The sequence below is a fragment of the Salipiger sp. PrR003 genome, assembly GCF_010500785.1.
Lineage (GTDB): Bacteria > Pseudomonadota > Alphaproteobacteria > Rhodobacterales > Rhodobacteraceae > Salipiger > Salipiger pacificus_A.
Genome location: NZ_JAAGOV010000043.1, coordinates 56,198 through 71,051, shown reverse-complemented (window position 1 = coordinate 71,051; position 14,854 = coordinate 56,198). Strand labels below are relative to the sequence as shown.

Genomic DNA, 14,854 nt, shown 5'->3' with positions numbered 1-14,854 from the left:
CGGCGCGCCTTTTCTTTTGCGATCAGTAAGCCTGGCGAATTAGCGCGTGATCTTCAGCGCCTCGAGGCCGTGGAAATGATAGAGGTCGGCGTATCTCGGCGTTCCGGCCAGTTGCATCCCGGCAAGCCGCTCGAAAAGGATCGGGAGGGCCGTCACCAGTTCGAGCCGGGCCAGAGGCGCGCCGACGCAGAAGTGCATCCCGCCGCCGAAGCTGGTGTTGGTCACGACCGGGCGCGCTGGATCGAAGCGCGCGGGCTCCGCCCAGACCGCCGGGTCTCGGTTCGCCGCGCCCAGCATGAGCGCCACTTGCTCGCCACGCTGGAAGGTATGGCCAAAGGCCTCGACCTGCTCGTAGGCGTAGCGGGTGAACATGTGCAGCGGCGGGTCGTAGCGCAGCACCTCCTCGACCACCGGCGCGGCGTTGTCCTCGGTGATCGTCACGCCCTGTTCCAGCAGCGCCTTGATGCCGTTGCCCATGGTGTGCACCGTCGCCTCGTGCCCGGCGTTGAGCAGCAGGATGCAGGTGGTGATCAGCTCGTCGGTCGAGAGTTTCTCGCCGCCTTCCTCGGCCGCAATCAGGTGCGACAGCAGGTCGTCACCGGGACTCGTGCGGCGCTCATCGACGTAGCCGCGCAGGAAGTCCGAGAAGTCGGTGGCCGCCGTCGCCGCCGCGACCTCCATCGCCTTGTCCCGGCGCGCCTGGTACATGCCGACCATGTCCGCCGACCAGCGCAGCAGTTGCGGCGCCATCGCCTCGGGCACGCCAAGCAGCCGCGCGATGACGATCACCGGGATCGGCTGGCAGAAGGCGGGCAGCAGGTCGATCTCGCCGTGCTCGCGCATCTCGTCGATGAGCCGGTGCGCCAAGGTGGCGATCTCCGGTCCGAGTGCGGCGATCCGGCGCGAGGTGAAAGCGCGCAGCACCAGCCCGCGCAGCCGCGTGTGGCGCGGCGGCTCGAGCTCGAGCATGGAGTGCGCCTCGACCGCGTAGAAGGGCGCCTGGTGGGCCGGGATCTCGGGGGCGATTTCTGGCGGGACCTCGCGGCCGAAGCGGCGGTCCTTCAGCAGCGTCGAGACGGCACGCTGCGACACGGCGCAGGGCAGGGCGTAGTCCTCCCAGAAGGCAAGATCGCCGGCGGCGCGCATTTCGTCGTAAAACGGGTAGGGATCCTGCACGAAGGCGGGATCGGTCGGGGATATGGAAAAGCGTTGCATGGGTCTCATCGTGGTCATGGCGCAACCCTAGGACACGCCCGCGCTTTCTTGGCAAGAGCGGTCTTGCTATGAGGGGTCATGAGCTGGGACCTTCTGACCCGGAGCCGCGCCCTCTGGCTGGCGCTGACGCTCGCCTTCGTGGCCGCGCTGTCGGGCAGCGTGTGGCACTATGGCTACCTGCAGGCGCTTGGGCCGCTCGCCGCGCGCGGGCAGAGCGACCTCGACCTCGCGTCGGACCGCCTCGTCAGCCAGCTGCAGCGGTTCCGCGAGTTTGCCGTGCTCACCACCCGCCACCCGGCGCTGGAGGCGCTGCTCGACGGCGGGCCCCGCGCCCCGGCGGACGAGATGCTGCTCACCGCCGCCGACCGGACCGGCGCAGTCAGTGCCTTCTACGTCGCGGGCTCGGGCGAGGTGCTGGCCAGTTCGGGTGACATGGTCCCTAGGGACGTGGCGCGCAGCGCCTATTTTCGCCGCGCCCTGACCGGTGCGCTTGGCATCGCCCACGGCGAGGGGCCGGGCGACGTGGACCGCGCCTTCTTCTTCGCCGCGCCGAACTTCGCGCCTTCGGGCGAGGTGCGCGGCGCGTTGGTGGTGGTGGTCGATGCGGCGGTGCTCGAGCGCGACTGGCGCGGCTCGTTGCCCGCCGTCTTCTTCCTCGACGAGAGCGGCACGGTCTTCGTCACCAACCGGACCGAATTGCTGGGCTGGCGACGCGAGGGGGATGGGGCCTTGGTCTCGCCCTCGGGGCAGCGGCGCGAGACCGAGACGACGGAACTTGGGGACTACACGATCCTGTCGCAAAATTGGTCGCCCTACATCCCCGCCCGCGCGCTGCGCCGCGTTGTCGACCTGCCGGTGATCGGCATGACCGCCGTGCTGCTGATCGACGTGCGCCCGGCGCGGCGCTACGCGCTGCTGCAGGCGCAGGCAGTGGCGGCGGGGGTGCTCTTTTTCGTCGCGCTGCTGTGGTTCGCGCTCGAGCGGCGGCGGGCGCTGGCGGCGATCAACCTCGACCTGGAAGAACGGGTCACCACGCGCACCCGCGATCTCGAAGAGGCCAACCTCGCGCTGCGCCGCGAGGTGGTCGAGCGGCAGGAGGCCGAGGCCGCGCTGAAGCGCGCGCAGGCCGAACTGGTGCAGGCCTCGAAGCTGACGGCGCTTGGCAAGATGAGCGCGGGGATCAGCCACGAGCTGAACCAGCCGCTGATGGCGATCCGCTCTTTTGCCGAGAACGGGGCCGCCTTCCTCGAGCGCGGCAAGCCCGAGCGGGCGGCAGAGAACCTCGGGCGGATCAGCGATATGGCGGGGCGCATGGGGCGGATCATCAAGAACCTGCGGGCCTTCGCCAAGGCCGAGCCGGGGCCCGCGCATCGCGTCGGTCTTGCGGCGGTGGTCGAGCAGGCGCTCGAGCTGATGCAACGCCGGATCGAGACCACCGGCGCCACGGTCGACTGGCAGCGTCCGGACCGGCCGGCCATCGTCATGGGCGGCGAGGTGCGGTTGAGCCAGGTGGTGGTGAACCTCATTTCGAACGCGCTCGATGCGATGCAAGGGCAGGACGTCCGGCGCCTCACCCTGCGCATCAATCATGAGGACGCCGCGGGCATGGTGCGGCTGACGGTCCGCGACACCGGCTCGGGCATCCGCGAGCCCGACCGCATCTTCGACCCGTTCTACTCGACCAAGGAGGTCGGCCCGGAAGAGGGGATGGGGCTTGGCCTGTCCATCTCTTACGGGATCGTCGAGGGCTTCGGTGGCAAGCTGCGGGGCGAGAATTTGCCCGGCGGCGGGGCGCAGTTCACGCTGGATCTGCGTCAGGCAGGCATGGAGATCACGCAGATGGAGAAACGCGCATGACCCGGCGGGTGCTTCTCGTGGACGACGATGCGGCGGTGCGCGAGGCGCTTGGCCAGACGCTGGAGCTGGCCGACCTCGACGCGGTGACCGCGGGCAGCTTTGTCGAGTGCAAGGAGCTGATCGAGCCCGCCTTCGAGGGGGTGATCGTTTCCGACATTCGCATGCCCGGCCGTGACGGCTTCCACCTGCTTGACTACGCGCACCGCAAGGACCCCGAGCTGCCGGTGATCCTGCTGACCGGCGAGGGCGACATCCCCATGGCGGTGCGGGCGATGGCGGCAGGGGCCTTTGACTTTCTCGAAAAGCCCTGCGCGCCGGGCGATCTGACCGCCGTGGTCGAGCGCGCGCTGCGCACCCGCGCGCTGGTGCTGGAGAACCGCCGCCTGAAGGCCGAGCTGGAGACCGGCGACGCCGCCGCAAGGATGCTCTTCGGCATCTCGCGCAAGGCGGACGGGCTGCGGGCGCGCTGCCGTGTGGCGGCGCGGGCCGGAACCGACGTTCTGATCACCGGGGCACCGGGGTCGGGCCTTTCGAAGGTTGCCGAGGTTGTGCACCTCTGCTCGAACCGCTCCAAGGGCCCCTTCGAGAAGCGATCGGCGGCCGGTCTGGACCGCGCAGCGCTCGGCGAATTCTGGCGCGGCTGCGCGGCGGGCACGGTGTTCCTCGACGAGATCTGCCAGCTGCCGAAGGACAGCCAACTGGCGCTGGTCGATCTGCTGGAGGAAGGAGGGCCCCGGCTGATCGCCGGCACGGTGCGCGATTTGGGCAAGGAGGTGGAGAGCAGCGCGTTTTCCGCCGAGCTCTTCTACCGGCTCGAGGTCATGCAGATCCACATCCCGGCGCTCGGCGAGCGGCCCGAGGACATCCCGGTGCTCTTCCGCCACTACGTGGCGCAGGCCGCCGAGCAGGCCGGTCTCGAGCCGCCGGAGATCACCGAGGAGGTGATCTCGGCGCTCATCGCGCGGGACTGGCCGGGCAACACCCGCTCGCTCATGTCGGCGGCGATGCGCTTCGCGCTCGGGCTCGGCGAGAGCGAGGACATGGGCGAGGGGCTGGGGTTGACCGAACGCATGGCGCAGGTCGAACGCTCGTTGCTGGTCGAGGCGCTGAAGCGCACCGGCGGGCAGGCCAGTGCGGCCGCGCAGGCCCTGAAGCTGCCGCGCAAGACCTTCTACGACAAGCTGGCGAAATACGGCATTCGCGCAGAAGACTATCGCTGAGCGGCGATTCCGCCCCCTGCCGCATTTTCGGGCGAGGTGAGAACTGTGCGGATTCTCGCACAGTCATACGCAATCAGCGTGCGGGATCTCGCACAAGATCATGCGTGCCGAACAATTGGCCTCCGAAAGGTGATACTTAAATATATATAATTAAATAGAAAAATCTATCATCACGAAATCCTCCCAAAAACGTTGCGACAAAATTCACCAGAGTATCTCTTGATATTCAGATCGATCGTGACGGTAGGAGGTCGCGGTCGGTGCTTCGACAAACAGAAGTTCCGGGAGGATTTCATGAAAAAGTTCCTGATGACCGCTGCCGCGGTGTCCGCACTCGTGTCCGGCACCCAGGCCGCAACCGCCGCCTGCGACGATGGCGAGATCGTGGTGAAGTTCAGCCACGTCACCAACACCGACAAGCACCCCAAGGGTATCGCGGCGCAGCTCTTCGCCGACCGCGTGAACGAGGAGATGGACGGCAAGGCCTGTGTCGAGGTCTTCCCGAACTCGACGCTCTACAACGATGACCAGGTGCTCGAGGCAATGCTGAACGGCGACGTGCAGATGGCTGCGCCCTCGCTGTCGAAATTCGAGCAGTTCACCAAGGTGTTCCGCATCTTCGACCTGCCGTTCATGTTCAAGAACATGGAAGCCGTGGACGCGTTCCAGACCTCGGACGTCGGCCAGGACATGAAGGAGTCCATGGTGCGCCGTGGCCTGCTCGGCCTTGGCTTCTGGCACAATGGCCTGACCCAGTTCTCGGCCAACAAGCCGTTGATCTCGCCGGAAGATGCAAAGGGCCTGAAGTTCCGCGTGCAGCCCTCCGAGGTGCTGAAGGCGAACATGGAGCAGCTCGGCGCCTCGCCGCAGCCGATGGCCTTCTCGGAAGTCTACGGCGCTCTGCAGACCGGCGTGGTCGACGGCCAGGAAAACACCTGGTCCAACATCTACGGCCAGAAGTTCTTCGAGGTGCAGGACGGCACCACCGAAACCAACCACGGCGTGCTCGACTACATGGTCGTCACCTCGGTTGACTGGTGGGAGAGCCTGCCCGAGGACGTGCGCATGCAGATGGGCCAGATCCTTGACGAGGTGACCTCCAGCCGCAACGCCGCGATCGCCGAGGTCGATGCCGACAACCGTCAGGCGATCCTCGACGCCGGCGGCGTGATCCGCGAACTGACGCCCGAGCAGCGTCAGGCCTGGGTCGACGCGATGAAGCCGGTCTGGGAGCGCTTCGAGAGCGAGGTCGGCGCCGACAACATCGCCGCCGCGCAGGAATTCAACGCGCAGTTCTGATCCGGCGCGGATGGCTTCGGCCCGGTCCTGCGCAGCGCGGGGCCGGGCCTTTTCACACCCGAATTTTCACCTTGGGGCAACCCATACGGCATAGCGGGGGACTAGATGTCCAATACCATGCACGGCGGCTCTGCACTCGGCCGCTTCGTCAACGAGCTCGAGGAAACGGCAATCGCCGTGATCCTCGGGCTGATGACGCTCCTCACCTTCGTCAACGTCGTCCTGCGCTACGGGTTCAACACCGGCGTGATCTGGGGCCTCGAGGCGGTGACCTTCCTCTTTGCATGGCTGGTGCTCTTCGGGGTGAGCTACGCGGTGAAGGTCACCGCGCATCTCGGGGTCGACGCGATCACCGGCCTCCTGCCGCCCGCCGCGCGCCGGGTGCTGGCACTGATCGCGGCCGTCCTCTGCATCTTCTATGCCTTCCTGCTGATGAAGGGCGCCTGGGACTACTGGGCCAACTTCGCCAACCTGCCGCAGACCACCGGGCGCTGGTTCCCCACCGGCTTCGAGGAGATGAAGCGCACCTCCTACCGGTCTTGGTACGAGGTCGTCGACATCCCGATGCCCGACTGGCTGCGCTTCATCGAGCCCTGGATCAACGAGGGCGAGCACTACGAGAAGCTGCCACGCTTCATCCCCTATTTCATCCTGCCCTTCGGCATGGCGCTGCTGCTCTTCCGCTTCATCCAGGCCGGCGTCCGCATCTGGACCGGCCAGAAAGACAGCCTGATTGTCAGCCACGAAGCCGAAGACGCCGTCGATGACGTCGCCCACCTGAACCGCGAGGACTGAGTCCGATGGAAGTCTTTCTCCTTTTCTTCTGCATCATCGGTCTGATGCTCATCGGCCTACCGATCGCGGTCTCGCTGGGCCTGTCGTCGATCATCTTCCTGCTGGTCCTGTCGGACACCTCGCTGGCCTCGGTGGCGCAATCGATGTTTCAGGCGATGGCGGGGCACTACACGCTGCTCGCCATTCCCTTCTTCATCCTCGCCTCGTCCTTCATGTCGACGGGCGGCGTGGCGCGGCGGATCATCCGTTTCTCGATCTCGCTGGTGGGCCACTTCCATGGCGGTCTCGCCATCGCCGGCGTCTTTGCCTGCATGCTCTTTGCCGCGCTCTCGGGCTCGTCCCCGGCGACCGTGGTCGCGATCGGCTCGATCGTCATCGCCGGCATGCGGCAGGTGGGCTATTCCAAGGATTTCGCGGCCGGCGTCATCGCCAACGCGGGCACGCTCGGCATCCTCATCCCGCCGTCGATCGTGATGGTGGTCTACGCCTCGGCCACGGACGTCTCGGTCGGCCGGATGTTCCTCGCGGGGGTCATCCCGGGCCTGCTCGCGGGCACCATGCTGATGATCACCATCTACGCCATCGCCCGCGTGCGCGGCCTGCCCAAGGGCGACTGGCACGGCTGGGGTGAAGTGATCCGCTCGGGCCGCGACGCGATGTGGGGGCTTTTCCTCATCGTTATCATCCTGGGCGGCATCTACGGCGGCATCTTCACTCCGACCGAGGCGGCGGCAGTGGCGGCAGTCTATGCCTTCTTCATCGCCAACTTCGTCTACCGTGACATGGGTCCGCTCGCAGGCAAGGACGGCGCGCCGAACCTGTCGCTGCTCCGCAAGCCGATCGCGCTGGTCACCGCCTTCTTCCACCGCGACACCCGGGACACGCTGTTCGAGGCCGGCAAGCTGACGATCACGCTGATGTTCATCATCGCCAACGCGCTGATCCTCAAGCACGTGCTGACCGACGAGCAGATCCCGCAGCGCATCGCCGGGATGATGCTCGACGCCGGCTTCGGGCCGATCATGTTCCTGGTGATCGTCAACGTGATCCTGCTCATCGGCGGCCAGTTCATGGAACCCTCGGGTCTCATCGTGATCGTCGCGCCGCTGGTCTTCCCGATCGCCATCGAGCTCGGGATCGACCCGATCCACCTCGGCATCATCATGGTGGTCAACATGGAAATCGGCATGATCACCCCGCCGGTCGGCCTGAACCTCTTCGTCACTTCTGGCGTAGCGGGCATGTCGATGATGCGCGTGGTCAAGGCGGCGCTGCCCTTCCTCGCGGTGCTCTTCGTCTTCCTGATCATGGTGACCTATATCCCCTGGCTGTCGACCTGGCTGCCGACCACCTTCATGGGTCCCGAGATCATCACCAACTGAGCCCTGCCGGAAGGGGCCTGGAAAAGAGCGCGGCGCCCCTTATCGGGCGCCGCACGTTCTTTTGGGGCAGGACCACCTCCCGCGGGCGTATTTGCAAAGAAAAGAAGCCGGGGGCTGCGCAGGGCCCCCGGCTTCTTCTCATTCTAAATACGCATTGCTAGCCGGTCAGGCTTTCCCGAGGGCCTCGATGATCGGCACGAAGTCTGCCGCCTTGAGACTGGCGCCGCCCACAAGCGCGCCGTCGACGTTCGAGACCGCGAAGATCTCGCCCGCGTTGCCCGGCTTCACCGAGCCGCCGTAGAGCAGGCGGACCGAGCGGCCGACGCCTTCGCCGAAGCGTTTCTCGAGCCGGGCGCGCATGAAGTCGTGCACCTCGCCGATCTGGTCCGTGGTGGGCACCTTGCCGGTGCCGATGGCCCAGATCGGCTCGTAGGCGACCACGAGATTGTGGCCGGTCGCGCCGTCGGGAATCGAGCCCGCGAGTTGTCCGGCAATGATGTCGAGCGTGTTCGACGCCTCGCGCTCGGAGAGGCTCTCGCCGACGCAGACCACGGCGGTCAGCCCGGCGTCCCAGGCGGCGCGGGTCTTGTTGCGCACCTCCTCGTCGGTCTCGCCATGATCGGTGCGGCGCTCGGAATGGCCGAGGATCACGTAGCTTGCGCCCGCGTCCTTGAGCATGTCCGCAGAGATGTCGCCGGTGTGGGCGCCCGAGGCCTTGGCGTGGCAGTCCTGCCCCCCGATGGCAATGTCTCCCGAGCCTGCCGCAGCCTGCGCAAGCAGCGTGGCGGGCGGGCAGATCAACACCTCGGTCTCGCCACCATCCGCATCCGCCATGGCCTTCAGCTCATCCAATGCGGCGGCCAGCCCGTTCATCTTCCAATTGCCGGCGGCAAGTTTCCTGCGCATGGTCGCTCCTCTCGTTGAAGTTCGCGCGTATCATCGCGGCGCAGCCAGCAGCGTCAAGCTTGGTTGCGCAATCAAGGAGATAGGGCGGAAACGGCCCAAGGCGACGTGCCGGCGGGCTTATTCCGAGCCGCGGCGCTCGGCCTCGAGTTCCTCGATGTCCTTGAACTTGATCGACTCGCCGCAGCCGCAAGCGTCGGCGACATTGGGATTGTTGAACTTGAAGCCGGATTCCAGCAGCGAGGTCTGGTAGTCGATCTCGGTGCCAAAGAGGAACATCTGCGCCATCGGCGCGATCAGCACCCGCGCGCCGTCCTGCTCCACGACCTCGTCATTGGCCTCGGGCGAGTCGACGAAGTCCATGGTGTATTCCATGCCTGCGCAGCCGCCCTTCTTCACGCCGATCCGCAGGCCCGCGCGCCCGTCGCGTTCCATGAGCTTGCGCACTTGCGTCACCGCGGCCGGGGTGATGGTGACCGCCTGTTTTCCGGGAATGCCGAACATCCGCGTCTCCTATGAGCTTTGTCAGGAATTTAAGCCCCTGCGGCCGGGGAAACAAGGGGCGGAGGGTCAGGCTGCCTCTGCGGGACGCGCGTCGGGGAAGATCGGCTGCGCCGTGCTGTCGAGTTCCTGAGCCGCGACGAGAAGCTGCTCGCGGGCCTCGCATTCGAGCGACCAGGCGATGTTGGGATCGGGGCAGGGGATCAGGAAGAGCACTTCCTTGCCGAAAACATCGTGACCGGAGACGTAGACGCCGCGCGATTCGGGACGGTCGGCGAGCCCTTCCATATCATCGAGAATCTGTTCGTAGCGCTGGCGCAGCGCCTCGACGTCGGCGCTGTGGGACAGGCGCAGCACCACTTCGCGGATAAGGAAGTGCTCCTGCATGGTCCAGTTCTCGAAGGGCTCGGCGACGAAGTCGACCACCGGCACCACCAGTCGCTGCCCGGTCCAGACGCGCAGCTGCACATAGGTGAAATGGATGCGCTCGACCGAGCACAGATGGCCCTTGAACAGCACCTTGTCGCCAATGCGCGCCGATTGGTTCAGCGCGATCTGCATCGAGGCCATGATATTGGTCAGCACGTTGCGCCCGGCATATGCGAGGATAATCGTTGCCGTACCCGCGGAGGCCAGCAGCGAAATGCCCAGCGAGCGCATGACGCTGGCTTCGGAGATGACGATGCCAGCGCCCACCAGCGCCACAAGGACGATCACTGCGCGGCGGGCGGCGGAGACGCGCGTCGCGATATTGCGGCGCTGCTCTTGGCCGTCTCCCATCTCGGCCAGTTCGTCGCCGTCGAATTTCACCAGTCGGTTGAGAATCACGTCCGCCACGTTGATCACCAGCCAGAGCACGGTGGAGACGAAGCCGAGGATGAGCAGCGGCGAGAGAATCGTGTCGATTCGCCCCGAGAACACCAGCACGTGCCGGGTGAGCAGGGACATGGTCAGGGTGACGACGGCCAGCGTGGTCGGGCCGCGCAGGGCCACGAGCGTCGAGTAGGGCGCATCGCGCAGCGTGCGGTTCAGCCCGCGCGACATGAGCCTGTTCACCAGCAAGCCGATGAAGCCGGTGGCCATCAGCACCAGCGGCAGCGCGATGACCTCCCACCAGCGCAGGCCCCAGAAGGCCCGCTCGCGCAGCGGCGCCGGAAGCGCGATTTCCAGCTCCGTGGGGCCGAAGGCCTCGGCCAGCGCCGGCAGCGCCTGCACCGTCTGGCGCGAGACGAGCCAGACCGGATCGCCGGTTGCGGGCTTAACGCGGTTGATCCGGATCGGCACCGGGCGGTCGCCGAGCTTGACATACCACAGCAGCAGCGAGCGGCGCGGCTCGCCCGCCATGGGGGCATCCTTGGTGCGCGCGTCGACGCCGTCGGGCCGATCGCGCAGGTCGTACCAGTCGATCATGATCTTGCGATCCATGAGCGTGGCGAACTGGCGGGCGCGCTCGGGCCCAAGCTCTGCCTGCTCGCCGGGCTCGATGGACGAAAGGTCCAGCAGGTGCGCCGCGCCTTCCCAGTCCTCGGCATCGGCACGGAAGAGGAAGCTCTCGAGCGCGGCGCGCGGGGTGGACCTGTCGATGTTCTGCGGGGCGTTGCCGAGGCCGGGGTTGACCATCTCGACCTCGTACCAGCGGTCGAGTTCGCCCTGCTGCGCGCGGCCGGGGCCAGGCAGGGCCAGAAGCAGCGTCAGCAGCGCAAGCGAAAGGAGGCGGGCGAGCAGGGTCATCGCAGATCAACGGCAAGCGCGCCCCGTTGGTTCCGCCCCTGCAGGCGCGGCGTGCGGCGGAGGTGGCAGAGCGCCAAAGAAAAAGCGCGCCACCGGGGCGCGCTTGGCATTTCTGGTCCGCGGCGGCGGAGGCTTACATGAAGCCCAGCTCCAGCCGCGCCTCGTCGGACATCATGTCCATGCCCCAGGGCGGATCGAAGACCATGTCGACATCCACGTCCTTGACCCCCGGGACCGAGGCGACGGCGTCCTGCACCCAGCCCGGCATCTCGCCCGCGACCGGACAACCCGGTGCGGTCAGCGTCATGATCACCTTCACGTCGCCCTCGCCGGCGATCTCGATCGTGTAGATCAGGCCGAGGTCGTAGATGTTCACCGGAATTTCCGGGTCGAACACGGTGCGGCACGCTTCGACGACCGAATCGTACAACGGGTGATCAGTGCTGGAGGGCGCGATCAGTGGGGCGCCTTCGAGCGGTGCGTCGGTCATGGCGGGTCCTTCCTCGGGGTTCCTGACCGAAGATATAGGAAAAGCGCGCGCCGGGGTAAAGGGTGCCCGCCGGGCTGTCGAGGCGGAGCAGCCCCGCCCGTACATATCCGTTCGTATAAAAAATGGCTTTTTGTGGGCGCCGACTGTGGTATCCTGATGCTGTTCGGCGTCAAGAGCTTTTGCATCCCCTTCGCGGGGGCGCGTGGCGCAAGGGGCCGCCGGACACGCACCATGGTCCTCGGACAACGGGGCGACGCAAGGGGATTGCATGCGCCGCGCTTGGGGATTGCATCGCGCCGGACGGGGGAGTCCGGGGGGGGTGGGCGCATCAGGGTGCTGACGAAGCCTGGGCGTCTGGGAAGGAAACGGGGGAACGGGGAGGGGACTGGGAATGCTTCACTCGGTAAGGGAATCCGCGGCCGAAAATGCCGCGTTCGATGACGTCATTGCCATGGCGCATGAAATGCAGGGCAATCGCGCGGTCTCGGAACTGCTGCGCCTCTCGGCGGCGCTGCTGGAACATTGCGCCTATGAGATGGCGCGCAACGACGGCCGCGGGCAGGTGTCGCGGATCATCCTCATTTCGGCGGAACTGGAACGGATGGCGCGCGAGGCCGCGGCGCAGTGAGCTTTGCCGTGCCCGGGGTTACCAAGCGTAAGCATCTGGAATAGCGACGTAATCTGGAAAACATCCCGCCAGTCTGCCCGCGCGGGCAGCCGGTCCAGCGGGTTTTTTCGAGCTCGGCAGAAAAATCCGCAACTGCCCCTAGGAAAGCGCTTGACGGGGTCCGGCCCCCCGCCTAAAAGCGCCCCACGTTCGGGACACAGTCCAGACGGTAGCGAGCGGTTGTAGCTCAGTTGGTTAGAGTACCGGCCTGTCACGCCGGGGGTCGCGGGTTCGAGCCCCGTCAACCGCGCCACCGCTACCTTGGATTGATGACCGGCAGAAAAGCGCGGTTGTAGCTCAGTTGGTTAGAGTACCGGCCTGTCACGCCGGGGGTCGCGGGTTCGAGCCCCGTCAACCGCGCCACTTTCTTCGGAACGCAGACGCCTCGCAGCCTTCGGGCCGCGCGGCGTTTCTGCTTTTGGGGCCTCCGATTTCGGTTGCCCGGACCGGAAGCGCGGAGCAGACCTCCGTTTCTTCTGGGCAGAACTATCGCGGGGGAGTCGCGCGCAGCGCGGCGGGGGCGGCGCCCCCATGACGCTCCGCCAGTAACTTGAGCCGCGCGCCGAGTCGCGCTAAACCGCGCCGCAACCCAGTCGAATTCGCGCCGCGACGTCACCCAGCCGGAAAGCCAGACCATGAAATTCCTCGATCTTTGCAAGGTCTACATCCGATCCGGCCAGGGCGGCAAAGGCTGCACCTCTTTCCGCCGCGAGAAGTTCATCGAGTACGGCGGGCCCGATGGCGGCGACGGCGGCCGGGGCGGCGACGTCTGGGCCGAGGCGGTGGACGGGCTCAACACGCTCATCGATTTCCGCTACCAGCAGCATTTCTTCGCCGGCAACGGCGTGCCGGGCATGGGGCGCCAGCGCACCGGCGCCGATGGCGATGACATCGTGCTGCGCGTGCCCGTCGGCACCGAGATTCTCGACGAGGACGAGGAGACGGTGATCGCCGATCTCACCGAGCTTGGTCAACGCGTGATGCTGGCCAAGGGGGGCAACGGCGGCTGGGGCAACCTGCACTTCAAGACCTCGACCAACCAGGCGCCGCGGCGCGCCAACCCCGGCCAGCCGGGGGTCGAGCGCACCATCTGGCTGCGGCTGAAGCTCATCGCCGATGTCGGGCTGCTGGGCCTGCCCAACGCCGGCAAGTCGACCTTCCTCGCGGCGACGTCGAACGCGCGGCCAAAGATCGCCGATTATCCTTTCACCACGCTGCACCCGAACCTTGGTGTCGTCGGCGTGGACGGCAAGGAATTTGTCGTCGCCGACATCCCCGGGCTGATCGAGGGCGCGCATGAAGGCCGCGGCCTCGGCGATCTCTTCCTTGGCCACGTCGAGCGCTGCGCCGTGCTGCTGCACCTCGTCGATGGCACCTCGGGCACGCTGCTCGAGGATTGGCAGACGATCATCACCGAGATCGAGGCCTATGGCGAAGGGCTCGCCGACAAGCCCCGGGTTACCGTGCTCAACAAGATCGACGCGCTGGACGACGAGGAGCGGGCCTTCCTGAAAGAAGAGCTCGAGGCCACGACGGGCGGCAAGGTCATGCTCATGTCCGGCGCGGCGGGCGAGGGCGTGACCGAGGTGCTGCGCGCGCTGCGAGGCTTCATCGACGAGAACCGCCTGCGCGAGGCGCCCGAGGAAGACACCACATGGCGACCCTGAGCGAGGCGCGCCGCCTCGTCGTAAAGATCGGCTCGGCCCTTCTGGTCGACAAAGCGACCGGCGCGCTGCGCCAGGACTGGCTGAATTCCATGGCTGCCGATGTGGCCCGGGTGAAGGCGCGCGGCACCGACGTCGTGCTGGTCTCATCGGGCTCGATCGCGCTCGGGCGCGGCATCTTGAAACTGCCCCCGGTGGCGCTGCCGCTCGAGCAGAGCCAGGCCGCCGCCGCGGTGGGTCAGATCCGCCTTGCCCGCGCCTGGGAAGAGGCGCTGGCCCCGCATGGGATCACCACGGCGCAGGTTCTGGTGACGCTCGAGGATTCCGCCTCGCGCCGCCGCTATCTCAATTCCCGTGCCACGATGGAGACGCTGATCGGCTTCGGCGCGGTGCCCATCGTCAACGAGAACGACACCGTCGCCACCGACGAGATCCGCTACGGCGACAACGACCGGCTGGCGGCGCAGGTCGCCGTGACCGTGGGGGCCGACCAGTTGATCCTGCTGTCGGACGTCGATGGCTTCTACACCGCCAACCCGGCGCAGGATCCCAAGGCGCGGCGCTACGACGTCATCCACCAGATCACCCCCGAGATCGAGTCCATGGCCGGCGACGCCGGCTCGGGCCTGTCGAAGGGCGGGATGAAGACCAAGCTCATGGCCGCCAAGACCGCCACCGGCGCCGGCTGTGCCATGGCGATCACCGAGGGCTCGGTGCTGCATCCGCTGAGCGCGCTGGAAGACGGCGCCAACGCCACTTGGTTCACGCCGCAGATGGACCCGCACGCAGCGCGCAAGGGCTGGATCCTAGCGATGAAGCCTTGCGGCGTGCTGACCGTCGACGCTGGCGCCGCCGCCGCTCTGGCGCAGGGCCGCTCGCTGCTGCCGGTCGGGGTGACCCGGGCCGAGGGCGCCTTTGGTCGCGGCGATCCGGTGACCATCCGCGACGCCGACGGGCGCGCCCTGGGGCAGGGGCTGACCCGCTATACCGCCGATGAGGCGCAGGCGATCATCGGACACCACAGCTCGGAGATCGAACAGGTGCTGGGCTATCCGGGCCGCGCCGTGCTGATCCACCGCGACGACATGGCGCTCTGATCCGCCGCGCCGATGGCACGGGAAATGAGGCGT

General features: G+C 66.9%; 13 protein-coding genes and 2 tRNA genes. 10 read left to right on the top strand and 5 right to left on the bottom strand.

Translation table 11 applies throughout. From position 1 onward, the window contains the following. Positions 1-39: 39 nt before the first annotated feature. Complete coding sequence (locus G0D83_RS15030; protein ID WP_164195754.1) at positions 40-1,215, bottom strand: cytochrome P450; 1,176 nt, start codon at positions 1,213-1,215, stop codon at positions 40-42. Between the two features lie 78 nt (positions 1,216-1,293). Here G0D83_RS15030 and G0D83_RS15025 point away from each other — a divergent pair, with 78 nt between their 5' ends. The 5 genes from G0D83_RS15025 (at position 1,294) to G0D83_RS15005 (ending at position 7,768) form a co-directional block, all read left to right on the top strand. Continuing rightward, complete coding sequence (locus G0D83_RS15025; protein WP_164195426.1) at positions 1,294-3,072, top strand: sensor histidine kinase; 1,779 nt, start codon at positions 1,294-1,296, stop codon at positions 3,070-3,072. Continuing rightward, on the top strand, positions 3,069-4,292 hold the full coding sequence (locus G0D83_RS15020) for a sigma-54 dependent transcriptional regulator (protein ID WP_164195424.1): 1,224 nt from the start codon (positions 3,069-3,071) through the stop codon (positions 4,290-4,292). Before G0D83_RS15025 ends, G0D83_RS15020 begins: the two co-directional genes overlap by 4 nt. Before the next feature lie 294 nt (positions 4,293-4,586). Further along, positions 4,587-5,591, top strand: a complete 1,005-nt coding sequence (locus G0D83_RS15015; protein ID WP_108966082.1) for a TRAP transporter substrate-binding protein — start codon at positions 4,587-4,589, stop codon at positions 5,589-5,591. 105 nt (positions 5,592-5,696) lie between these two features. Then, positions 5,697-6,386 (top strand): TRAP transporter small permease, encoded by a 690-nt coding sequence (locus G0D83_RS15010; RefSeq protein WP_108966080.1) that lies wholly within the window; start codon positions 5,697-5,699, stop codon positions 6,384-6,386. 5 nt (positions 6,387-6,391) lie between these two features. Further along, positions 6,392-7,768, top strand: coding sequence for a TRAP transporter large permease (locus tag G0D83_RS15005; RefSeq protein WP_108966078.1), 1,377 nt, complete (start codon positions 6,392-6,394; stop codon positions 7,766-7,768). A 165-nt stretch (positions 7,769-7,933) separates the two neighbouring features. Here G0D83_RS15005 and tpiA read toward each other — a convergent pair whose 3' ends face one another. From tpiA to G0D83_RS14985, 4 genes are all read right to left on the bottom strand, one after another. Beyond that, a complete protein-coding gene (tpiA, locus tag G0D83_RS15000) occupies positions 7,934-8,674 on the bottom strand; it encodes a triose-phosphate isomerase (protein ID WP_108966076.1) in 741 nt (246 codons plus the stop codon). Between the two features lie 117 nt (positions 8,675-8,791). Next, on the bottom strand, positions 8,792-9,175 hold the full coding sequence (locus tag G0D83_RS14995) for an iron-sulfur cluster assembly accessory protein (RefSeq protein WP_108966074.1): 384 nt from the start codon (positions 9,173-9,175) through the stop codon (positions 8,792-8,794). A gap of 66 nt (positions 9,176-9,241) precedes the next feature. Then, positions 9,242-10,903 (bottom strand): mechanosensitive ion channel family protein, encoded by a 1,662-nt coding sequence (locus G0D83_RS14990; protein WP_164195422.1) that lies wholly within the window; start codon positions 10,901-10,903, stop codon positions 9,242-9,244. Between the two features lie 133 nt (positions 10,904-11,036). Then, positions 11,037-11,393: an SUF system Fe-S cluster assembly protein gene (locus G0D83_RS14985; protein ID WP_108966070.1), complete on the bottom strand. Its 357-nt coding sequence runs from the start codon at positions 11,391-11,393 to the stop codon at positions 11,037-11,039. 391 nt (positions 11,394-11,784) lie between these two features. Here G0D83_RS14985 and G0D83_RS14980 point away from each other — a divergent pair, with 391 nt between their 5' ends. The 5 genes from G0D83_RS14980 to proB all read left to right on the top strand — a co-directional run bounded on the left by G0D83_RS14980 (position 11,785) and on the right by proB (position 14,821). Beyond that, on the top strand, positions 11,785-12,021 hold the full coding sequence (locus G0D83_RS14980) for a hypothetical protein (RefSeq protein ID WP_164195419.1): 237 nt from the start codon (positions 11,785-11,787) through the stop codon (positions 12,019-12,021). Between the two features lie 215 nt (positions 12,022-12,236). Further along, positions 12,237-12,313 (top strand) — tRNA-Asp (locus G0D83_RS14975). Between the two features lie 33 nt (positions 12,314-12,346). After that, a tRNA-Asp gene (locus G0D83_RS14970) sits at positions 12,347-12,423 on the top strand. 272 nt (positions 12,424-12,695) lie between these two features. Continuing rightward, positions 12,696-13,727, top strand: a complete 1,032-nt coding sequence (gene obgE, locus G0D83_RS14965; RefSeq protein ID WP_108966067.1) for a GTPase ObgE — start codon at positions 12,696-12,698, stop codon at positions 13,725-13,727. Next, a complete protein-coding gene (proB, locus tag G0D83_RS14960; RefSeq protein ID WP_164195416.1) occupies positions 13,715-14,821 on the top strand; it encodes a glutamate 5-kinase in 1,107 nt (368 codons plus the stop codon). Before obgE ends, proB begins: the two co-directional genes overlap by 13 nt. The last annotated feature ends 33 nt before the right edge of the window (positions 14,822-14,854 follow it).